The 22,479-nt window shown below is 71.2% G+C and carries 15 protein-coding genes; all 15 read right to left on the bottom strand.

Going from position 1 to position 22,479, the window contains the following annotated elements; all coding sequences use genetic code 11:
* Nucleotides 1-4: 4 nt before the first annotated feature.
* Entirely contained in the window at nucleotides 5-1,042 is a 1,038-nt protein-coding gene (locus ACIBK5_RS32340; protein WP_399025119.1) for an ABC transporter substrate-binding protein, read from the bottom strand.
* 91 nt (nucleotides 1,043-1,133) lie between these two features.
* Nucleotides 1,134-5,387, bottom strand: coding sequence for an amino acid adenylation domain-containing protein (locus ACIBK5_RS32335; protein ID WP_399025117.1), 4,254 nt, complete (start codon nucleotides 5,385-5,387; stop codon nucleotides 1,134-1,136).
* Nucleotides 5,384-5,629, bottom strand: a complete 246-nt coding sequence (locus tag ACIBK5_RS32330; RefSeq protein WP_399025115.1) for a phosphopantetheine-binding protein — start codon at nucleotides 5,627-5,629, stop codon at nucleotides 5,384-5,386. Before ACIBK5_RS32330 ends, ACIBK5_RS32335 begins: the two co-directional genes overlap by 4 nt.
* A 48-nt stretch (nucleotides 5,630-5,677) precedes the next feature.
* Nucleotides 5,678-7,195, bottom strand: a complete 1,518-nt coding sequence (locus ACIBK5_RS32325; protein ID WP_399025113.1) for a long-chain-fatty-acid--CoA ligase — start codon at nucleotides 7,193-7,195, stop codon at nucleotides 5,678-5,680.
* 18 nt (nucleotides 7,196-7,213) lie between these two features.
* Nucleotides 7,214-7,711, bottom strand: a complete 498-nt coding sequence (locus ACIBK5_RS32320; protein ID WP_399025111.1) for an FcoT family thioesterase — start codon at nucleotides 7,709-7,711, stop codon at nucleotides 7,214-7,216.
* Nucleotides 7,708-8,601 carry a TauD/TfdA dioxygenase family protein gene (locus tag ACIBK5_RS32315; protein WP_399025109.1) on the bottom strand — a complete coding sequence of 298 codons (894 nt, stop codon included), beginning with the start codon at nucleotides 8,599-8,601 and terminating at the stop codon, nucleotides 7,708-7,710. Before ACIBK5_RS32315 ends, ACIBK5_RS32320 begins: the two co-directional genes overlap by 4 nt.
* 22 nt (nucleotides 8,602-8,623) lie before the next feature.
* Nucleotides 8,624-10,042, bottom strand: a complete 1,419-nt coding sequence (locus ACIBK5_RS32310) for an MFS transporter (RefSeq protein ID WP_399025107.1) — start codon at nucleotides 10,040-10,042, stop codon at nucleotides 8,624-8,626.
* Entirely contained in the window at nucleotides 10,039-10,803 is a 765-nt protein-coding gene (locus ACIBK5_RS32305; protein WP_399025105.1) for an aspartyl/asparaginyl beta-hydroxylase domain-containing protein, read from the bottom strand. Before ACIBK5_RS32305 ends, ACIBK5_RS32310 begins: the two co-directional genes overlap by 4 nt.
* A 79-nt stretch (nucleotides 10,804-10,882) precedes the next feature.
* Nucleotides 10,883-11,437, bottom strand: a complete 555-nt coding sequence (locus ACIBK5_RS32300; RefSeq protein ID WP_399025103.1) for a sigma-70 family RNA polymerase sigma factor — start codon at nucleotides 11,435-11,437, stop codon at nucleotides 10,883-10,885.
* 105 nt (nucleotides 11,438-11,542) lie between these two features.
* Entirely contained in the window at nucleotides 11,543-12,151 is a 609-nt protein-coding gene (locus tag ACIBK5_RS32295; RefSeq protein ID WP_399025101.1) for a hypothetical protein, read from the bottom strand.
* Between the two features lie 9 nt (nucleotides 12,152-12,160).
* Nucleotides 12,161-12,688, bottom strand: coding sequence for a copper chaperone PCu(A)C (locus tag ACIBK5_RS32290; protein WP_399025099.1), 528 nt, complete (start codon nucleotides 12,686-12,688; stop codon nucleotides 12,161-12,163).
* Nucleotides 12,685-14,964: a heavy metal translocating P-type ATPase gene (locus ACIBK5_RS32285; protein WP_399025097.1), complete on the bottom strand. Its 2,280-nt coding sequence runs from the start codon at nucleotides 14,962-14,964 to the stop codon at nucleotides 12,685-12,687. The genes ACIBK5_RS32290 and ACIBK5_RS32285 overlap by 4 nt, the downstream gene beginning before the upstream one ends.
* A complete protein-coding gene (locus ACIBK5_RS32280) occupies nucleotides 14,964-15,236 on the bottom strand; it encodes a hypothetical protein (RefSeq protein WP_399025304.1) in 273 nt (90 codons plus the stop codon). The genes ACIBK5_RS32285 and ACIBK5_RS32280 overlap by 1 nt, the downstream gene beginning before the upstream one ends.
* Before the next feature lie 213 nt (nucleotides 15,237-15,449).
* Complete coding sequence (locus ACIBK5_RS32275) at nucleotides 15,450-17,843, bottom strand: SpoIIE family protein phosphatase (protein WP_399025302.1); 2,394 nt, start codon at nucleotides 17,841-17,843, stop codon at nucleotides 15,450-15,452.
* Between the two features lie 172 nt (nucleotides 17,844-18,015).
* On the bottom strand, nucleotides 18,016-22,293 hold the full coding sequence (locus tag ACIBK5_RS32270; protein ID WP_399025095.1) for a HAMP domain-containing protein: 4,278 nt from the start codon (nucleotides 22,291-22,293) through the stop codon (nucleotides 18,016-18,018).
* Nucleotides 22,294-22,479 lie beyond the last annotated feature (186 nt).

The raw sequence follows: 22,479 nt of genomic DNA, 5'->3' as shown, positions 1-22,479 counted from the left end.
CCGCTCAGACCTTGCCGGGGTGCAGCATCTCGGCGATCTTCTCCACGGCCAGGTCGTTGCTCGGGCCGAGGTACATCGAGTCCGACAGCGCCACGTACTTCTTGTTCTTCGCGGCCGGCCACTGGGGGAACTCCTTCAGCAGTTTCTCGGCGTAGGCCGCCGGGTTCGGGTCGTTGTAGCCGATGACGACGAGGGCGTCGACGTCGGTGGCGGCGACCTTCTCCTTGCTCAGGTCGGCGAAGGAGGTCTTGGAGGCGTTCTGGAAGGCGTTGGAGCCGCCGGCCTTGGCGAGGATGTCGTTGTAGATGCCCTTGGCGACGACCGAGCTGAAGTCGTTTCCGCCCATGGCCATGTTGGAGAACAGGACCATGACCTTGGGCTTCTTCTCCCCCTTCACCTTGGCGGAGACGCCGGCGATGTTCTTCTCCGAGGCGGCGATCAGCTTCTCGGCCCGGTCGCTTCTGCCGAAGACCTTGCCCATGTCGCGCAGCAGCGTGTAGCTGTCGGCGATGGTCATCTTGGAGGTGTCCTGGTCGCACCCCTGCGGGGACACGTAGGTGTTGGCGCCCACCTGGTCGAGCTGCTCGCGGGTGGCGAAGCCGTTCTTCTCGTCGAAGCCGTAGGAGGTCGTGGACAGCACCAGGTCGGGGCGCAGCCCGATCATCGCCTCACGCGGGATGTCGTAGGCGTCGTTGAGCTTGACGTCCCCGTTGGGCAGCGACTTGATCGCCTTGGCTCGCCCCGGGACCTCGGACATGCCGTAGCTCTGCTGGTTGGCGACGATCTTGTCGCCGAGGCCCAGGGCGAGCAGGGTGGAGACCTCGGCGACCGAGGCTCCGTTCATGACAACGACGCGGCCGGGGGCCTGGGTGAACTTCTGGGACACCCCGCAGTTGTCGAGGGTCACGGGGTAGCCGGACCGCGCGGCGGCCGCGTTGCCGCCTGTGGCGCCGTCCTTGTCCGTCGAGGAGCCGGCGCAAGCCGTGGTGATGAGGCAGAGGGCACCGGCCAGGGCGACGGCGACCGGCCGTTTCGTCGACATGCTTGCTCCTTGTTGCGGGCAGTTCGTGAGCTGTGGTGGGTTCTGGTGCAGTAGTCGGGGGGCGGAGCCCCGGAGTTCCCGAAGGGGCCGACTACTTTGCGGGGGCGGCGAGATGGCCCCGCCCAGCCACCGGGGCGGGCAGCGCTCCGGTGGTGACGCAGTGATCGAGGTAGCGGAAGACGAGGTCCCGGTCGGCGGACGGGCAGGTGATGCCGCTGCCGTGCAGGCCGCTCACGACGTTGTCGGCGCGGACCCGCCCCAGGCGCAGGTCGGGCTCAGTGTCCCAGGAGTCGAAGAAGGCGAGCGTGGTCTCGGCGGCGCCGGACGTGCGGGGAAGCTCGTCCCGCCACTGCTCCAGCGGCATGTTCCGCAGGGAGTAGCCGTACTCCTCCAGCCAGTCGTAGACATCGCCCAGTCGCACGGGGGCGCTGTGGGCGTGGTTGAACACCGTTGCGACCGGGAGTCGTTGGCCGAGGCAGAGGTGGACCAGGGCCTTCGCGACGTGGTCGGCCGGCGTCCAGACCTCCTCCTCGAACAGGTCGGGCACGATGCCCGCGGGCACCCCCGCGCTCAGCACGCTCCACAGGAAGTCCCGGTCGTTGACGTAGCCGGTGGCGGAGGGGCCGACGACGCGGCCCAGCCGGTGCACGGTGACCGGCAGACCGCGCTCGGCGGCCTGTTCGAGCAGGCGCTCGGCCGCCCACTTGGACTGCTGGTAGCCGTGGCGCAGTCCGGGGTGGGGCGGAAGGAACTCCTCCGGCACTTCGGGGCTGAGGGCGAGGGGCGGGGCGACGGAGAGGGTGGAAACGAAGTGCAGCGGGATCGACCGTACGGCCGCCATGCGCAACAGGTCCTTCGTGGAGCGGGTGTTGGCGGCGCTGAGGGTGGCGTACTCGCGCATGATGCTGACGGTCGCCGCGTTGTGGAAGATCGCCCCGCAGGTATGGGCTAGTTCGCTGAACGTCTCTTCGTCCACGCCGAGTCGGGGGCGGGCCAGGTCCGCGCACACCGCCGTGATGCGCTTCCGCGCCTGGTCGCCGAGGTGGATCAGGTGGGCTTCCAGGGCCTGGTGAAGGCGGGCGGTGGCCTCGGCCGCACTCGGGGCCCGGACCGTGCAGACGACCTCCGCGTCGGTGCCGGTGAGGAGTTCGGCCAGCAGGTGTACGCCGACGAAGCCGGTGGCGCCGGTGAGCAGCACCCTGTCGGGTGTGCCGTACGGCCGAGGGCCGTCGCCGGGCCGGATGTCCGGGTCGAGGACGGAGTCGGTGAGCAGGGCCGCCGGAAGACCCGCGGTCGTTGGCTGCCCCTGCCCCTCCAGGTACCGGGCCAGCCCGGCCGGGGTCGGATGCTGGAACAGCCAGGCCACCTTCACCTCGCGGCGCAGGGCGACTCCTAGGCGGTTGGCGACCTGGATGGCCTGGAGCGACTGGGCGCCGAGGTCGAAGACATCGTCCTGTGCGGCTACGGCGGCCCCGCCGAGCATGTGCTGCCAGACGGCGGCGATGGTGCGCTCCAGCGAGCTGTGGGTCAGCGCCGGCTGCTCGCCGGGCGTGGCGAGCGCCCTCCTGTCGATCTTCCCCGAGCTCGTCCGGGGCAGGCGGTCCAGGAACTCGAAGGCCCCCGGGATCATCGCGGCGGGCAGCACCGCCCGCAGACGGTCCCGGATCGAGGCCACGGCCGGGGCGGGCCCGTCCGGGACGACGTACGCGCTCAGCCGCCGTGTTCCGTCGCCCAGCACCTGCCCGACGACAGCGGCGTCACGGATCCCCGGGTGGGTCACCAGGACCTTCTCGACCTCGGCCGGGTGCACCCGGTGTCCGCTGATCTTGAACTCGGCGTCCGCACGGCCCAGATGGCGCAGCTGCCCGTCGTCACCGATCCGCACCAGATCACCGGTGCGGTAGGCGCGGGGCGCCCCGGGGAGCCGGTCGAGGGAGGCGAAGCGGGAGGCGTCCGGGACCGGTGCCCCTCGGTAGCCGAGCGCCAGGTTGTCGCCCAGGAGATGCAGTTCGCCGTCGGCGACCGCGGCACGGGTGCCGGGGAGCGGCAGACCGATGGGGACGTCCCCCGGGGCGAGGGCGGGGTCGTGGAGGTCGGCGACGGTGGCGACCACGGTGGCCTCGGTCGGGCCGTAGGTGTTCAGCAGCCGGATCGACGTCCCCACGGCCTCGCGCCAGCCGTCGACCCGGGCGGGCAGGGCCGGCTCCCCGCCGATGACGACGGTGCATACCTCGGCCGGCAGGGTCGCGGCACCGGTCGAGACGGCGTAGGCGACTTCGTGCCAGTAGGCCGTCGGCAGGTCGAGGAAGCTGATCCGCAGCCGGGCGCAGGCGTCCAGGAACCCGGGGACCGACTCGGTGATGTCGCCGGTGCGGACCACGAGGGTGGCGCCGGCACAGAGGGTGAGGAAGAGCTCCTCGACGCTGGTGTCGAAGTGGAGCGGGGCGAACTGCAGGACGCGGTCCCCGCGGTGGAGGCCGTAGCGGTGGGTGGCGCCGGACACGAAGTGCGCCAGGGCACGGTGGCCGATCTCCACGCCCTTGGGGCGGCCGGTGGAGCCCGAGGTGTGGATGACGTAGGCCAGGCCGTCCGGTGCCGGTGCCGGTGTCGTCGGCGAGGCGGCCGCGGACTCGGGTTCCGGCTGGTCGAGTCGCAGAGTCGTCCGGTCCGTGAAGTCGCCGGCGTGGGCGCCGGACGTCACCACGAGGGTGGGGCGGGCGTCGTCCAGCAGCTCGGCCCGGCGCGCCGGGGGCGCCGTCGGATCGAGCGGGCAGTAGGCCGCTCCGGACGCCAGGACGCCCAGGACGGCGGTGACGGCCTCGATGCCGCGCGGCAGAACGATGGCCACCAGGTCACCCTGGCCGACCCCGCGAGCGGACAGGCGGGAGGCGAGCGCGTCTGCCGAGTCGAGGAGTTGCGCATAGGTGATGCCGCGCCCGTCATGCTCCACGGCGACGGATCCACCGCTCCGGGCCGCGTGGTCGGCGATCAGGGCGAGGACCGGACGTGCCGGGCGGGGCAGCGGCCCTCCGTCCAGGACCGGGACCGCCTCGCGCGCACGCAGTTCCCCGAGCGGCCGGCCGGGGGCGGCGACGGCTTCTCCGAGCAGGGAGAGCAGTCCCTCCTGGAACGCGGTGACGTCCGCCTCGTCGTAGAGGCCGGGGTTGGCGTCCACGGCGATGCGCGGGCACCCGCCCTCGGAGCGGTCGTAGACGTTGACGGACAGGTCGTCGACGGGGCCCGCGGAGACGTTGTGGACCGTGCTGCGGTGTCCGGCGAACCGCAGGTCGTACGCGAAGGGCATGATGTTGACGCCCGGCCCGGACAACCGGCGCTGTCCGCCGACGAGTCCGAGGTCGCGTCGCAGGTGCTCGTAGCGGTAGCGCTGGTGGGGCAGTCCGGTGCGGAGTTCGGCGGAGACCCGGGCGGCGAGGTCGCGCAGGCTGTCCGAGGGGGTGACGGTGACGCGCAGGGGAAGGATGTTGCGCACCATGCAGGGGACGCGCAGCGAGACGGAGCCGAGCCGTCCCATCGCCGGCAGGCTGAGGACGATCTCCGGGGCTCCGGTCACGTGGTGCAGGTGGGCCGCGGTCACGGCCAGCAGGATTTCGGACCAGGTGACCTCGAGGTCGCGGGCGACGGCACGCAGGGGCGCGGCGTCGAGGTCGGCCACCCGGCGGTGGAAGGTGCGCGCGGGCAGGGCCGTGCGGCCGGCGGGTGTGGCCACGGGTGGCTTGTCCGCGTAGCGGTCCGTCCAGTAGGCGCGGTCCTGGGCGAAGCGGGGTGACGCGCGGTACGTCCGCTCCTCGTCCCGAACCGAGGCCAGGGTGCCGAAGCCGCTGTCCTCGACCGGCCGGCCCGCGGTCAGGGCCGTGTAGACCTGGGCGACCCGGCGGGCGACCAGGGACAGGCCGAAGCCGTCGAGGGCGATGTGGTGGACGCGGTGGTACCAGAGGTACTCCTCCGGTGCGACGCGGAGCAGGGCGTGGCCGAAGAGAGGGCCGTGCGTCAGGTCGACGGGACGGGCCATGTCCTGGTCCATCCAGGCCAGCGCGGCCGCGTGCGGGTCGGGTTCGGCGGTGAGGTCCGCGGTATGCGCACGCCAGTCGGCGGCCGGGGCGTCGATCTGCCAGGGGCGGCCCTGGTCGTCGGTGACGAAGGCGGCGTTCAGGGCCTCCGTCTCCGCGACCACGTGGTGCAGCGCCGCGTCGAAGACGGACGGGTCCACCGGTCCGTGGATGTGCGCGTACTCGGCGGTGTTGCAGGCGGGACTGGCCGCGTCGAGCTGCTGACCCGTCCAGATGCCCTCCTGTGCGGGGAGCAACGGGTGGCGCACCGCTGTCACGTGGTTCCTCCCCGAGGTACGGAGAGCAGTCGCCACCACTGGGCGAAGGAGGTGCACTCGGCGAGGTCGACGAAGGTCACGTCCACGCCGGTCTCCCGCCACCGTTCGATGAGGGTGACGACGCGCAGGGAGTCCAGTCCCGCGTGGAAGGGGTTCTCGTCGAGGTCGACTTCGTCGGGCCGCTGGTGCAGGAACTCCGCCAGGTCGGCGCGGAAGCCCTCCAGCGTGAGGGGAGCAGGCATGTCGTTCTCTTTCGATGGGCCGATGGGCCGATGGGCCGTGGCGGCCGGTCAGTTGACCTTGCGGACGGAGTCGCCCCAGAAGCGGTCGCGCAGTTCCCGGCGCAGGATCTTGCCGCTGGGGTTGCGCGGGACGCTGTCGATGAACTCGTAGCGGGCGGGCAGCTTGAAGCTCGCCAGCCGCGGGACGAGGAAGGCGTGCAGGTCGCGGGGCCTGGGCTGCTGTCCGGTCGTCGGGACGACGAAGGCGTGCACGTACTCGCCCCAGCGTTCGTCGGGGGCGCCGACGACGACCGCCTCGGCGACCGCGGGGTGGCTTTCCAGGACGTTCTCGATCTCGGCGGGGTAGACGTTCTCCCCGGCGACGAGGACGGCGTCCTTGATCCGGTCGCGGATGAAGAGATAGCCGTCCTCGTCGACGTATCCGGCGTCCCCGGTGTGGATCCAGCCGTCGACGAGCGTTTCGGCGGTCTTGTCGGGCAGTCCCCAGTACTCGACCATGTGCGCGGGCGTGGCCAGGCAGACCTCCCCGAGGGCGCCCGGCGGCAGTGCGCGGCCTTCCCCGTCGATCACCTTGGTGCGGACTCCCGGGTAGGGACGGCCCGCGGCCTGCATGAGGGGACTGCCGGGGACGTGGGCGGCCGGGGGCAGGCATACGGCGGTGTTGCCGGTCTCGGTCAGGCCGTAGATCTGGGCGAACTCGCAGTCGAGGACGGCGAGGCTCTCCTCCAGCAGGGCCTCGGAGATCGGGGAGCCGCCGTAGACCGTCTTGCGCAGGGTGGTGAAGTCCTCGGCGCCGACGCCGGGTTCCGTCAGCATCATGCGGAGCATGGCGGGCACGACGCAGGCGGTGGTGACGCCGAGGTCGCGGATGAGGTCGACGGCCGGGCGGGCGGCGAAGGCACGCATCGCGACGACCGTGGTACCGGCGTTGAAGTTCTGCGTGGCCCACCACAGTCCGCCGATGTGGAATCCGGGGATGCCGATCAGGGCGATGTCGCCGGCCCGCCAGTCGATCCAGTCCAGGCCCTCGCTCGCCAGGGCGTCGCGGATCGCGAAGAAGCTGCGGTGGGCGAGGACGACGCCCTTGGGCAGTCCGGTGGTGCCGCTGGTGTAGAGCTGGGCGACGGGGGTGTCGGAGGTGGCCTCGAACTCCGTGTCATGGTGCGGGTGCGGTGCGCGCCATTCCTCCAAGGAGCCGAGGGGGACGACGGTTTCGGGCTCCGACTCGACGGCCGCCGCGAACTCCTCCTCCACGAACAGCAGCCGGGTGCCGGAGTCCTGGAGGATGTGGCTGACCTCGGGTGCGGTGAGCCGCCAGTTGACCGGGACGAGGACGGTGCCGCTCTTGGCGCAGCCGAAGAGGATCTCGTAGTAGTGCTCGGACTCCTTGCCGAGGTAGGCGACCCGGTCACCGGGGGTGAGCCCGGCGGCGCGCAGGGCGTGGGCGACGCGGTTGCTCTCGCGGTGGAGTCCGGCGTAGGTCAGGCTGCGGCCCTCGCAGAGCACCGCCGGGTGGTCCGGTCGGCGCTCGGCGTGGTGCCGGGTGGTCTGGACGAGCGTCTTCATGGTCGAACCCTTCGGCGTTCAGGGGACGTTGACGAACGCGAGGGTCGCCTCGCCGTCACAGCGGCCCGATGCGGCGTCCTGGTAGCGGAAGGCGGTCTCGGCGTGCAGGAACGGGGTGCCGTCGGCACGGGTGCGCCGGGTGACGGACCGGAACTCCATCTCCCCGGAGAAGGCACGGGGGTCGACCGGGCGCCGGAAACGCGCCGAGAAGCGGGCGATGAGAATGTCCGGCAGCTGGTGCTTCCAGAAGTCGTCCAGCGTCCAGGATGCGAACCCCGTACCGATTCCTTCTTTCACGGACTTGGCGACGAGGTAATACATCATCTGGTTGTAACAGATGTTCACCTCGACGGAATTCAGGTGTCCGGTGTCGTCGATGTAGCACGACTCGGGTATCTCGAACTCGCAGCGGGCGAAAGCCCGGCCGTCCGCTTCCGTCACGCCGGCCGAACGCAGGTACTTGCAGTGCTCCTTGTAGGGCGTCAGTACCTGGGCCAGCAGAGCTTCGTCCGTCATGCCGCCGCCTCCGTCCCGGCGTGGAGCCCGCGCTCGTCGTGCACGGTGACGCGGTGGGAGACGGTCGGCTCGGGTGTGGTGGTGTGCCGGGCGCGGTGGACGAGGCTGCGGTTGTCCCAGACCAGCAGGTCGCCCTTTCCGAAGCCCTGCAGGTGGATGTTCTCGTGCTCGAAGGCCTCGTCGAGCTGGCCGGTGGCGTCGAACAGCCGCTTCAGCAGCTCCTCGTCGAGCGGCCGGCCGCTCTCGTCCTCGATACCGACCGTGAAGCCCTCACTGATGTAGAGGACCGTCTCGCCGGTCATGGGGTGGGTGAAGGTGGTCGGCTGCCGGACGGCCGGGGTCTTCCGTTCGACCTCGTCGATGATTTCGGAGAGCGGCCGGTAGACGTCATCGGGCCGGATCTTGAAGTACTTGCGCACGGAGTGCCTGCAGTACGTTCCGGTGATCTCCTTCTTCAGGTCCTCGGGCAGTTTCTCGTATGCCCGGCCCATGTCGATGAAGTACGTGCCGCGGTTCTGCCGCGGAATGACCTGGGGGTGGATGAGGGTGATTCCGAAGGGGTCCGGCATGAACTGGTAGTCGGCGTGCCAGAACTTGCCCGTTTTCGGTACGCCGATCTGTTTGCCGTTCTCCGGCACGTTGGAGGAGACGAATATCTCCGGGACCTCCGGATGCCGGTACATCGGCTCGTAGTACGTCTCGGGCCTGCCGAGCCGCTCGCCGAGTTCCAGGAACTCCTCGGGGGTGAGGTCCTGGCCCTTCAGGATCGCGATCTTCTGTCTGTAGACGGTGTCCTTGAGCGCCGCGATGTCGGCGTCCGAGGCGGTGGTGTGGTCGAAGCCCTCGACCGTCGCGCCCATCGCGTCGCCGGGCTGTTCCTTGATCTCCATGACGGGGTGTCCTTCCGTGGGTTCAGACGGCTGCGGTGGTGCCAGTGGGCCTGCGGAGGAGGAGCAACGCGAGCGCGCCGCAGCCGATACCGCCCGCGGTCACGAAGACAGCGGTGCGGATGCCGTCCAGGAGCCCGGGGCCGGATCCGTTCTGCCCGACTCCCCCGGCGACGGCGACCAGTACGGCGAGGCCGACCGCCCCGCCCACCTGGAGGGTGGTCGACGCCAGCCCCGAGGCGATGCCCTGGTCCTCGGGGGCCACTCCGGCGGACGCGGCGATCCACATCCCCGTCCACGCGGCTCCCTGGCCGAGTCCCAGCAGCACGATCCCCGGCAGCAGCGCGGGATACGAGCCGTCCGAGGTGAGCGCCAGGCCGAGTGCCGCGGCCCCGACGGCACCCAGCGCCAGGCCGGCCACCAGCATGCGGCGCGTCCCGAAGGCGGACACGGCCCGTTCGCCCGCCTGCGTGCCGAGGGCGACCACCACGGCGGGCACGAGGAACGCGAGCCCGGTCGCGACCGGGCTGTAGCCGTGGACGGTCTGGAAGTACAGGGTCAGGAAGTACGGCACCGAGCTGAACGTCGCGCCGAACAGGGCGGTCACCCCCATGGCCGTGAGCAGGCCGGGGCGGGCGAACAGTCTCGCCGGCATGAGCGGATCACGGGACCGCGTCTCGACGACGGCGAACAGCGTCAGCAGACCGGCCGAGAGCGCCGCGCCCGTGAGGGCGGTGGGAGTGCCCCAGCCGTCCACCGGCGCCCGCACCAGCAGGAACACCAGGAGTGTGACCCCGCCCGTCGCGGTCAGCGCGCCCGCCGCGTCGAAGTGCCGCGAGCGGTCGAGCGGGCCGTCCCCGGGGAAGAGCGACCACGCGGCGACCGCGAGGGCTCCGGCCACCGGCACATTGACGAAGAACACGGCCGGCCAGCCGAACGCCTCCACCAGGAACCCGCCGAGGAGCGAGCCGAAACAGAGCCCGCCGGCGCCGGCGGCACTCCATACCGCCAGGGCGCGGTTCCGGTCCGGTCCTTCGGCGTACAGGGTGTTGATCAGGGACAGCGTCGCCGGGAACAGCAGAGAGCCGCCGATCCCCTGGACCGCCCTGACGGCGATCAGGACGCCGGGTGACTCCGAGACTCCGCCCACGAGGGAGGATCCCGCGTACAGCAGAGCCGCCAGGACGAACATCCGGCGTCGGCCGAGCAGATCCGCGGCCCGGCCACCCAGCAGCAGGAAGCCCCCGGTGGCCACGACATAGGCGCTCACCACCCACTGCAGGTCGTGGCCGGAGAAGCCCAGCCCGGTGCCGATGCGGGGCAGCGCGACGTACACGATGTTGTAGTCGAGCGAGATGACGAGCTGCGCCGAGGCCAGCACGAGCAGAGGAAGCCCGAGCGGCTTTCGCGGCGTGGTCCTTCCGGGTTCTGTCGCGGCCGTCATCGGTCACCCCCGCTCTCCCCCATGAGCCGGCGGATCTCGGTGATGAGGGCGACCAGCGCCCGACGCTCCGGAACGGTCGTCTCCGGGTGCCAGAGATCGATGAGCAGGCAGGTCCGTGGCCTGGTGCCGTGGTTACGTGCCTCATGCTCGAAGGAGTAGTCGAAGAGCAGGCATTTCCCCTCCTGCCAGGAGCGGGTCTCCCCCGCGACCGTGATGCCGCACCCTTCGGGGATGTCCACGGCGAAATGCAGATTGATGCTGAAGTTCCACAGATCGCAGTGGGGTTCGATGACGGCGCCTGGCAACAGGGTGGAGAAGTGGCATTCCAGGAGAGGGCAGATCCTGCCCGTGTCGACGGCGAATTCCCTCACTACCTGATAGGCGGTCGGAGCTGCGCTGGCGGATTCCTCGACCAGGCCGCCCTTGCGGTAGAGGTACAGGGCCTGCCAGTTCTCCTGGCGTGTCAGATAGTGCTCGTAGTCGGCGAACGCCTCCCGGCGTGCCTCCCATGCGGTGTGCAGCTCCCTCTTGATGGTCCGGTGACGGGCCTCCAACTCCTGGACTATGGGGGTCAGTTCGGCGTAGGCGTAGGGATCGTGCCAGGGCGTGGACGAGAGGCCCGGCATGATCCATTTGGCTGCCTTCTGCAGCGGATGCCGCCCGCCCCCGCCCGGCTCCAGCATCTGTTCGACACGGGTGATCGATTCCGCGCCGAATTCGGCTCTGACGGCGGCGAGGGCATTCTCTATCTCTGGTGTCACACCGATCTCCGCGCCCTCGAACTGTTCTGTCGGGCTATTAGTCGGTCGGGGTCGGGCTCCAGTTCCCCGCTTCTTCGGATCAATTTCCCTCGTTCAGCAGCGCGACGAGGGTGGCCCGGGCCCGGGCCACCCGCGAACGGATCGTGCCCACGGGGCAGCCGCCGGCTTGCGCGGCGTCCTCGTAGGGCAGCCCTGCCAGTTGGGTGAGGACGAACGCCTCACGGCGCTCGCCCGGCAGTGCGTCCAGCAGGTCGAGCAGCGCCACGCCGTCGTCGAAGCCGGGCAGGCCGGTCGGCTGGGCGCGTTCGGCCCATGCCGTCCAGTCGTGGACGTCGGCCGCTTTCGGCCGTGTGGCGGCGTACCGCAGGCTGTCGACGACCGTGCGGCGCGCGATGGACAGCAGCCAGGTGCGCGCCGACGAGCGCCCCTCGAACCGGTGCAGGCTGCCGAGCGCCCGCAGGAACGTGTCCTGCGTCAGGTCGTCGGCCAGCTGACGGTCGGCGGAGAGGTACGTGACGTAGCGGACGACGTCCGGATGGAGTGCGCGTACGAAGCGGTCGACGGCGTCGGGGTCGCCGGTCCGGGCGGCGAGAGCCCAGGCCGTGGCACGGTCGTCGCGGACAGGAGTGATCACCTGGTGTCCTTCTCGGGTGATCCGGGATCGGTTCGGCGACGCGGCACGCGTGAACGCGCCACGGCCGAAGGGTCCCGGGACGGTGGTGGGATGGATCCGGCTGTCTCAGAGGACAGCGGTCCCGGCCGGAGGCCCCCGAGAGGTGATCGTGTACGCGAAGGTCAGACGCGGGACCCGCTCCGCACGCTCGCGCGCCGGCCGCAGACGGGGCCCGCGGGGCGGGGCGGGCAGCGACAGCGGCAGCCGCAGCGGAGCGGCCAGCCGGCCCGCGACCGCCCGCAGAAGTCGGAACGCGGCCTGCTCACCGAACGCCAGCCACACACCGGTCAGCAGTGCGGCCAGCAGGTGAGCGGCGGGCATACCGAGCGACGACGTGTCGCCCGTGCCGTGGGCCGTGTGGCCCAGGTGCGCGGTGTGTGCCGCGTGGCCCAGGTGCAGGGAGCCCATGTCCACCGGGCTCGCTGACCGGCCCCATGAGAAGGCCGAGTGGAGCGCCCCCTGGACGACGACGACCACGAGCACGACCAGTGGGAAGCCCCGCTCACGGCCCGCCAGTGCCCAGCCGACGCCGCTCGTGACGGCGAACCCGGCGGCCAGTGTCCGCCCCGGCGCGGTGGCGCCCGACATCAGTGCATGCCCGAGGGCGGCGAGCAGCACGCAGACGGCCGCGAACACCGCGGCCCGCACCGTGCGCGCACACCACCCAGCGGTCATACCGGCTACTCAGCCTCTGTCCTGTCCCGGACGGACCACCGCCGCGAGGGTCTTCACAGCCCCGCCGCGTTCGAAGTGCAGCGTGAAGGCGACGAGGTCGCCGGCCCGCCAGCCGCCCTTCCTCACCGGCACGATCACGTCGAAGCCCGCCGGTGACATCGCGAGGCTCCTCCCGGCCGGGATTCCCACCGACGACACCGTCCGGTCGGAGGCCGTGTTGGAGCTGGTCATGACGTGGCGGCTCAGGGTAAGCCCGCGGTCGCCGGCCTCGGCGGTCGTCACCTTGAGCAGCCGGTCCGGTGAGCCTCCGCTGTTGGTGATGCGGAAGAAGGCCGCCGTGTCCGGGGTGGTACCGGTGGGCGCGAACACCTTGCCGTCGGTGACCGTGATCGAGGCCGGGGTGCCGGCGTTGCCGTAGGCGGTCCAGACACTCAGTCCGCCGAGGGCGAGCCCGCACGCGGCGACGGGTGCGACCGCGGCGAGCAGGCTGTCGGCGAGCAGGCGGCGGGTCGGGCGCCAGGGGCGCTGTCCGGTCATCGGGCATCTCTCCGGGCGGCGGGGGAGGCTGAGCGCGAGGGCTGCCAGGCGCGCAGCCGCAGGCTGTTGGCGACGACCAGCACCGAGCTCGCCGACATCGCCGCGGCGGCGAGCATCGGGTTGAGCAGGCCCGCCATGGCGAGCGGCACGGTGACGACGTTGTAGCCGAAGGCCCACACCAGGTTGGCGCGGATCGTCGCCAGCGTGCGCCGGGCGAGCCGGACCGCGTCCGCCAGGGCCTCGATGTCGCCGCGCACGAGCGTGACGTCGGCGGCGCCGACCGCCACGTCCGTGCCGCCGCCCATGGCGATGCCCAGATCGGCACCCGCCAGCGCGGCCGCGTCGTTCACACCGTCACCGACGACCGCGACCCGGTACCCCTGTTCCCTCAAGTCCCTTACGAGAGCGGCCTTGTCCTCGGGGCTGCGGCGGGCGTGCGCCTCCTCGATGCCGAGTGCCTGTGCGACGGCCCGGGCGGGCGCCTCACGGTCGCCGGTGGCCAGGACGGGCCGTACGCCGAGGTGCCGCAGCCGGTCCACGGCCCGGTAGCTGCCGGGCCGCAGAACGTCCCCGACCTCGATCAGGGCCTCGGCCGTGCCGTCCACGCGGACCACCACAGGCGTACGAGCGGCAGCCTCGGCCCCGGCCAGGGCATCCGCCAGTGCGCCGAGCAAGTCGTCGTCGGGAGCGAGGACTTCGACGAGCCGTCCCTCGACGCGCCCCCGCACTCCGCGCCCCGGCAGCGCGTGGAACTCGCTCACGTCCGGCAGCCTCCGCCCGTCCTGTTCCTTCCGCGCGCAGGCGCGGACGGCCCGCCCCAGCGGATGCTCCGACCCCTGTTCCACCGCCCCCGCCAGCCGCAGTGCCGCCGTTCTCCCGAGCCCGTCGGATACGGCCGTGACCCGGGCGACGGTCATGTGCCCGGTGGTGAGGGTGCCGGTCTTGTCGAGCACGACGGCGTCCAGATGCCGCAGCCCCTCCAGGGCCTGCGGGCCGGTGACCAGCACGCCCAGCTGAGCGCCCCGGCCGGTCGCGGCCATCAGCGCGGTCGGTGTCGCGAGGCCCAGTGCGCACGGACAGGCGACGACCAGGACCGCGACGCACGCGGTGAGCGCGGCCTGCGGATCGGCACCGGCGCCCAGCCAGAACCCGAGCGCGGTGACGGCCAGAGCGAGCACGACCGGCACGAACACCCCGGCCACCGAGTCGGCCAGCCGCTGGGCGCGCGCCTTCCCGGCCTGCGCCTCGGTCACCAGCCGGGTGATCCGGGCGAGTTGTGTGCCGGCTCCGACGGCCGTGGCGCGGACCAGCAGCAGGCCGCCGGAGTTGACGGCTCCGCCCACCACCGCTGATCCCGGTCCGACTTCCACGGGCTCGCTCTCGCCGGTGACCAGGGACAGGTCGACGGCCGAACTGCCTTCCGTCACCTGCCCGTCGGTGGCGACCCGCTCGCCCGGCCGTACGAGGAAGACCTCTCCGGCCCTCAGCTCCTCGATCGGGACGAGTCGTTCCGAGCCGTCGTCCGTCCGGACGGAGACCTCCTTGGCCGCGAGCCCGGCCAGCGACCGCAGTGCCTCCCCGGTTCCGTGCCGCGCCCGCGCCTCCAGATACCGCCCGGCGAGCACGAACAGCGGTACGCCCACGGCCGCTTCGAGGTAGATGTGCGCGACGCCGTCCGAGGCGGTGGGCACGAGGGTGAACGGCATCCGCATCCCGGGGTCGCCCGCGCCCCCGAGGAAGAGCGCGTACGCCGACCAGGCGAAGGACGCCGCCACGCCCAGCGAGACGAGCGTGTCCATGGTCGCCGCCGAGTGGCGCAGCCCCCGGACCGCCCGTGTGTGGAAGGGCCAGGCACCCCATACGGCCACGGGTGCGGCGAGCACGAAGCACAGCCACTGCCAGTTGCGGAACTGCAGCGCGGGGGCCATGGACAGGACCAGCACGGGCGACGCGAGCAGGGCGGTGACGACCAGCCGGTGCCGTTCCCGCCGGGTGCCCTCGGCATCGTCGCCGTCATCGTCCGCCGGCTCCCGCGTCTCGGGCGGCTCGGGCAGGGCGGCGGTGTAGCCCGCTTTCTCGACGGTCGCGACGAGTTCCTCCGGACCGATGTCCGCCGGATGGCTCACGCGAGCCGTGCCGGTGGCCAGATTGACGGTCGCGGTGACCCCGTCCAGCTTGGCGAGCTTCTTCTCGACCCGGGCCACACAGGCCGCGCAGGTCATGCCGCCGACGGTCAGGTCGGTCGTCACCAGAACGGCCCCCGGTTCGGCCCCCATCAGCCGTGTCCCCCCTGCATGCCGTCCATCTCTCCCATGCCGCCGCCATCGCCCGGGTCGCCGCCGTCGCCATCACCCGGGTCGCCGCCGTCGCCGCTCGTGCTGTCGCCGTGCATCCCGGGTGCGACAGGGCCGGCGCCGACGCCGACGGCGTAGGACACCGCGAAGATCAGCACCAGCAGCAGGAGGAAACCGCAGAGGGCGGGCGGGGGCGCCGCTTTCCGCAGGCCCGCGCTCACGCCGTTCGAAGGGGACTGCTGGGCCTCGTCCATCAACCGCGTCTCCAGGTCACGTCGTACGACGTCGCCGGGATCGCGCCGCACCGGTTCAGAGGTCGGACGGGCCGTCAGCCGAGTTCCGGAGGGCGCCTATGGCGCCTGTCACACATGGCCGGAGCGCTACGTAGAACGAGCGACTCAGGCAATCACGCCGAGACCTACGTCCCGGAGCGACGCCGGCCGGAGTACACCTTCTGGGATCGCCGCTCACCCGTGACGGCCTGACGCCGACGCCCGCATGACTTCGATGCTGATGATGCAGGTGTCGTCGTCCGTGTCGGATCTGCTGTAGGTGAGCAGATGGTCGAGGCGCTGGTCGAGGGTGGTCTTCTTGGCGCTGGCGGTCACCAGGAGGTGCTTCAGTGACTCCTCCATGGAGCGGTCCCTGCGTTCCACCAGACCGTCGGTGTACATCAGCAACGTGTCGCCGATCTCCAGCCGCATCTCGGCCTCCTGGTAGGTGATGTCCGACGCCGCGCCGAGCAGCAGCCCCTTGAGCAGGGGCAGGGTGGTCGCCTCTCCGTCCCGTACGAGAACCGGCGGCAGATGCCCGGCGCGGGCCCAGCGCAGGACCCGGCGGGAGGGGTCGTACAGCGCGCAGACCGCGGTCGCCGTCACCGAGTCGGAGAGGTGGTGGGCGACGCTGTTCAGCCAGGACAGCAGTTGTGCCGGGCCCGCTCCGGTGACGGCGAGGCCGCGCAGGGCGTTGCGGAGCACGACCATGCTGGTGGCCGCCTCGATGCCGTGCCCGGCGACGTCCCCGACGCTCAGCAGGATGTGCTTCGAGGGCAGGACCACGGCGTCGTACCAGTCACCGCCCACGAGGTGATCGGTCTCGGCGGGCCGGTAACGCACGGCCGTGCGCAGTCCAGGCGCGTCCAGGGGCGCCGCCGTGGAGGGCATGATGGCCTGCTGAAGTTGCAGGGCCAGCCGGTTCCGCTCCGCGGACTGCTGTTCCGAGTGGGCGAGTTGGTCGCGGGTGGCGGCGAGGGCGACCTCCGTCCAGTGCTGTGCCGAGACGTCCTGGTAGGCGCCGCGCACGGCGAGCAGGCTGTCGTCGATGTCCACGACGGGTTCGGCGACCACCCGGATGTGGCGGGTCACCCCGTCCGGGCGCAGCAGACGGAAGGCCTCCGATGCCGGCTTGCGGTGGTGCAGCACGGTCCGCAGGAAGCGTCCGATGGCGACGGCGTCGTCCGGGTGGGCGTGGGCCCGCAGTTCCTCGACGGGGGCGGGCCCGTCGGACTCCGCCCTGCCGTAGAGGGCGAACAGCTGGCTGTTCCAGGTGATCTCGCCCGTGACGAAGTTCTCCTCGAAACCGCCGATCCGGCCCAGGCGTTGCGCGTGCTCGAGCAGGTTGGCCAGGCGTGCCACCTCGTCCTCGATACGCCAGATCAGCAGCACGCTGTCGCCGTGCCGGGTCATGCTGACCTCCGCGACGGACGACAGCGGCACCTGGTCCACGAGCGCGGTGAGTGTCATGTGACCGGCCCGGAACGGCTCGCCCGTGGCGTAGACCCGTTCCAGATGACTGAAGAGGCCGCTCTCGTCGGCCGCCAGGGGATACGCCTCCAGCAGCAGTGCGCCGTCGACGGTGCTGCGGGGGCGCCCCGCGGGGTCGCGGAAGCGGTGGTTGACGTGGTGGATGCGGAAGTCGGTGAGATGTCCGGTGTCGTCCACCTGAGGGATCAGCACCAGCGCGGGATCGTACAGCGAGTCGGCCAGGTCCGTCAGTTCCGACAGGCCGGTCCTCGGTGCCGGGCCGTCGAGCGGCGGGGAGGAGGAGGGAGAGTGGATCTCCAGGGTGTGGGCGCACAGTTCCGCGAGTGCCTCGAACTGGCGGACGACGGCGGGTGGTTGCTCGACCAGCGGGGTGGGCCAGCAGATCTCGAGCACGCCGTGGATCCGCCCGCCCACGCCCGTGGGGACGGCGACCCGTCCGCCGTCGGGGTGGTGGGTGCGGCCGATGGACGGAGGTCCGGCTGCCAGGGACCGGGTCCACTCGGGCCTGCGCTCGGTCAGCGCGGTGCGGGCGACGGTCGCCACGCCCGGCGGCACATAGCGCCAGCGCTCCGCCTCGCCCTCGGGAAACCCGGAGCTGCCCGCGAGTGTCAGGGAGCCGTCGGCGCCGGCCGCCCAGATCGCCACCCCGGTCGCCCCGAGCGGTTCCAGCGCGTGCTGCAGCAGGGAGTCGGCGACGGCCTGGGTGTCCTCGGCGGCCAGGGCACTGCTCTCCGCCGTGCGCAGCCGTACGGCGGCGGACGGGGCGGACGGCATGGCGGGCGGGGTGTCCCGCACCGCCGTCGCGAAGTCGACCGCGACTTCGGTCAGGCGGTCGTGTGCCGCCTGGTTGATGATGTCGACGGCCAGCTCTAGAGGGGTCATCGCCGACTGTTCGGCGAGTTCGGCCAGTTGCCGGGCGGCTTCGGCGGGACCGCAGTGCAGGCGCTCGACGAGGACGCCTTTGGCGAGGTCCATGAGGGCGCGTCCATCGGCCGCGGCGTGCGCCGCTTGCACCTCGTGGCGCAGCCGTTCCACGGTGACGGCCAGCCGGCCGACCGGAGAGGTCAGCGGTCCGCCGGGCGGCTCGGCGACTGGCATGACGTCGCCCTCGGCGGGCTCGGCGGCCGGCGGGCCCGCCGCGGCGCCCTGCCGTCGCGGCTCATCGTCCCGGGAGGGGGCCCCGGACAGATCGGTGTTGCTCACGTGGACGCTTGCTCCTTCTGACCCGCACACCGTGTGGGAGGCGTCGTGATGTCTGTGGGTTTCGGCGTCACGAGGACAGCCAGTGCCGCACGCGGGCGATGAGGTCGTTCGCGTCGACGGGCTTGGTCACGTAGTCGCTGGCGCCGGCCGCCAGGCTCTTCTCCCGGTCGCCCGGCATGGCCTTGGCGGTGACGGCGACGATCGGCAGGCCCCGGTACTCGGGCATCTTCCTGATCTCGGCGGTCGCGGCGTACCCGTCCATCTCCGGCATCATCACGTCCATCAGCACGAGCCGGATCTCGGGGTGGGCGGTGAGGATGTCGATGCTCTTGCGGCCGTTCTCCGCGTGCAGCACACGCAGGCCGTGCAGTTCGAGGATGCCGCTGAGGGCGAACAGGTTGCGCGCGTCGTCGTCGACGACGAGCACCGTGTGCCCCGCCAGGGTGACGTCGACCTCCGGCGCCGTGCCCAGGCTCTCCTCCATCCGCACGAGCGGCACCACGTCCCCGGGCTGCTCGGCCGACAGGTGCAGGGTGATCCGTTCCTTCAGCTCGTCCAGGCTCGACAGCACCTCCAGGGGGCGGTTGTCCGCCCGGGCCTGCAGGTCGGCCTCCTGAGCCGCGCTCGGACGGTGGTTGTTGTGGACGAGGACCGGAACGGTGGCCAGCGCGGCGTCGCCGTCCACGGCCTCGAGCAGCCGCGGGCCCTCGCCGTCGGGCAGGTCCATGCTGAGGACGACGCAGTGGCACGGCCCCGCGGCCAGGGCGGAAGCCGCCTCCTGGGCGTCCATGGCCGTGACGATCTCCACGGCGTCGTGCTGGTCCCGTGCGGCACGGCTGTGGTCCAGGTCGGCGACCGCGCTCTCGGCGACCACGGAGAGCAGCCCGCGCACGCGCTCCTCGACGATCAGCAGCCGCCGTGTGTGCGGTACCGGGAGTGCGGGGGCCGTGCCCGGACGCTGTCCCTCGGCCGGTGTGTCGGCGCTGTCGTCGTCGTGCGTGCCGTCCTGCCGCGGTGCGGCGGGGAGCTCCTCGAAGTCGGCGCGCGCCACCGGAAGGTAGAGCGTGAAGGTGCTGCCCTGTCCCGGGTTGCTGTCCACGGTCACCGCGCCGCCCAGCAGATGCGCGATCTCCCGGGTGATGGACAGGCCCAGACCGGTGCCGCCGTATTTGCGGCTCATGGTGCCGTCCGCCTGCTGGAAGGCGCCGAAGATGGTCTCCAGCTGCTGCTCGGGAATGCCGATGCCCGTGTCCTCGACGCGGAAGGCCACCACGGGCCCGCCACGGTGCACGTTCCCGGGCACGTCGTCGTCGGCCGCCGGTTCGATGTGCAGCTCGACGCTGCCTCGCTCGGTGAACTTCACCGCGTTGGAGAGCAGGTTGCGCAGCACCTGGCGCAGCCGCGCGTCGTCCGTGACGAGGTCGGCGGGCGCGCCCGGAGCCCTGGTGATGGCGAAGGTCAGGCCCTTCTGGGTGGTCATCGGCCGGAAGGTGGCCTCGACGTAGTCCAGGAGGCGGCGCAGCGGGACGCGTTCGGGGGCGATGTCCATCTTGCCCGCCTCGACCTTCGACAGGTCGAGGATGTCGTTGATGAGCTGCAGCAGGTCGGAGCCGGCGGAGTGGATGATGCCCGCGTACTCCACCTGCTTCGGCGTCAGGTTCCGGGAGGGGTTCTGGGCGAGCAACTGGGCGAGGATGAGGAGGCTGTTGAGCGGGGTGCGCAGTTCGTGGCTCATGTTGGCCAGGAACTCCGACTTGTACTTGGAGGCCAGTGACAGTTGCTTGGCGCGGTCCTCCAGTTCCTGGCGGGCCTGTTCGATCTGCAGGTTCTTCGCCTCGATGTCCCGGTTCTGCGTGGCCAGCAGGGTGGCCTTCTCCTCCAGCTCCGCGTTGGACCGCTGCAGCTCGCCCTGGCGGACCTGCAACTCGTCGGAGCGGACACGCAGTTCCTCGGCCAGCCGCTGGGACTCGTCGAGCAGTTCGTCGGTGCGGGCGTTGGCGAGGATGGTGTTGACGTTGACGCCGATGGTCTCCCTCAGCTGCCCCAGGAAGTCCTGGTGGATCTGGGTGAAGCGGGTGACCGAGGCCAGCTCGATGACGCCGAGCACCTGCTCCTCGACGGTGAGGGGCAGCACCGTCAGCGAGGTCGGAGTCGTCCTGCCGAGCCCGGACGAGATGGTCACGTAGTCGGCCGGGAGCTCGTCCACGGTGATGGTGCGGCGGCTGCGTGCCGCCTGGCCGATCAGGGTGTGGCCGAGGGGAACGCGCTCCAGGCGGTCGGCGTCGGCGGGGTAGCCGTAGGAGCCGATGAGCCGCAGCTCGACGCCGGTACCGGTCTCCTCGGCCAGGTAGAACGCCCCGTACTGCGCGGAGACCAGCGGGGTCAGCTCGTCCATGATGAGCTCGGCGACGACGTCCAGGTCACGGTGGCCCTGCATGAGGGAGGACACCCGGGCCAGGTTGGACTTGAGCCAGTCCTGTTCCTGGTTGGCCTGGGTCGTGTCGCGCAGGGACTCCACCATCGCGTTGATGTTGTCCTTGAGTTCGGCCACCTCGCCGGAGGCGTCCACCGTGATCGACCGGGTGAGGTCGCCCTCGGCGACGGCACTGGCCACCTCGGCGATCGCCCGGACCTGCCGGGTCAGGTTGCCCGCCAGCTCGTTCACGTTCTCGGTGAGCCGCTTCCAGGTGCCCGAGACGCCCTCGACCTCGGCCTGACCACCGAGCCGGCCCTCGCTGCCGACCTCCCGCGCCACGCGGGTGACCTCGGCGGCGAACGACGAGAGCTGGTCGACCATCGTGTTGATCGTGGTCTTGAGTTCCAGGATCTCGCCGCGTGCGTCGACGTCGATCTTCTTGGACAGGTCGCCGTTGGCGACGGCGGTGGTCACCAGCGCGATGTTGCGGACCTGCCCCGTCAGGTTGTTCGCCATCGAGTTGACGTTGTCGGTGAGGTCCTTCCACGTCCCGGCGACGTTGGGCACCTGGGCCTGGCCGCCGAGCCGTCCCTCGGTGCCGACCTCCCGGGCCACGCGGGTCACCTCGTCGGCGAAGGCGGACAGGGTGTCGACCATGGTGTTGATCGTCCCCGCCAGCGCGGCGACCTCGCCCTTGGCCTCCACCGTGATCTTCTGGGACAGGTCGCCGCGGGCCACGGCCGTGGCCACCTGGGCGATGGAGCGGACCTGGCCGGTCAGGTTGGAGGCCATCACGTTGACGTTGTCGGTGAGGTCCTTCCAGGTGCCGGAGACCCCGCGCACGGTGGCCTGGCCGCCGAGGTTGCCCTCGGTGCCCACCTCACGGGAGACCCTGGTGACCTCGTCGGCGAAGGACGACAGTTGGTCGACCATCGTGTTGATGGTCTCCTTCAGCTTCAGGATCTCGCCCCGGGCGTCCACGCGGATCTTCTGCGACAGATCGCCCTGCGCCACGGCCGTGGTCACTTCGGCGATGGAGCGGACCTGGGCGGTCAGGTTGTCCGCCATGAAGTTCACCGAGTCGGTCAGGTCGCGCCAGGTACCCCGCACACCCTTGACATCCGCCTGACCACCGAGCCGGCCCTCGGTCCCCACCTCCCGCGCCACCCGCGTGACCTCGTCCGCGAACGCCGAGAGCTGGTCCACCATCGTGTTGATGGTGTTCTTCAACTCCAGGATCTCGCCCCGGGCATCGACGGTGATCTTCTGGGAGAGATCCCCCTTGGCGACGGCGGTGGCCACCTGGGCGATGGAGCGCACCTGACCGGTCAGGTTCCCCGCCATGAAGTTCACCGAGTCCGTCAGGTCCCGCCAGGTACCCCGCACACCCTTGACATCCGCCTGACCACCGAGCCGCCCCTCGGTCCCCACCTCCCGCGCCACCCGCGTGACCTCGTCCGCGAACGCCGAAAGCTGATCCACCATCGTGTTGATGGTGTTCTTCAACTCCAGGATCTCGCCGCGCGCGTCCACGTCGATCTTCTGCGACAGGTCGCCCTTGGCGACAGCGGTGGCCACCTGGGCGATGTCACGCACCTGGGTGGTCAGATTGCCGGCCATGGCGTTGACGGAGTCGGTCAGGTCGGCCCACGTTCCGGAAACCCCCGGTACCTGGGCCTGGCCGCCCAGCGTGCCCTCGGTACCGACCTCGCGTGCCACTCGGGTCACCTCTGAGGTGAACAGCGACAACTGGTCGACCATGCCGTTGAACACGGACGCGATCTCGCCGAGCAGGCCGCCGGCCTCCTCCGGCAGCCGGGTGCCGAAGTCGCCGTCGCGCACCGCCGTCAGCCCGGCCAGCAACCGCCGTAGCTCCGGCTCCCCCGGCACTACGCCCGGATCCTGGATCGCGGTCCCCGCCTTGTCCATGCTCTCCCTCTCCCCGAACACCCCACGGCATTCGCTCCGACATTCAGACCTGCCGTCAACTGTCGGAATTCTCGCCCCCGCCGGCCGCTACGAACGCCCTTATCGTATGGCCCGGCCGGCCCCGAGTTGATTCCGGCAAGTATTGTCACGCGACAACGGCCGAAGGTCGACCGGTAATCCTCCCGG

It is taken from the genome of Streptomyces sp. NPDC050546 (genome assembly GCF_044457425.1).
In the GTDB taxonomy this organism is placed as follows: domain Bacteria; phylum Actinomycetota; class Actinomycetes; order Streptomycetales; family Streptomycetaceae; genus Streptomyces.
Note: the sequence above shows the minus strand (reverse complement) of the source record. Positions and strands in the feature narration are given on the sequence as shown.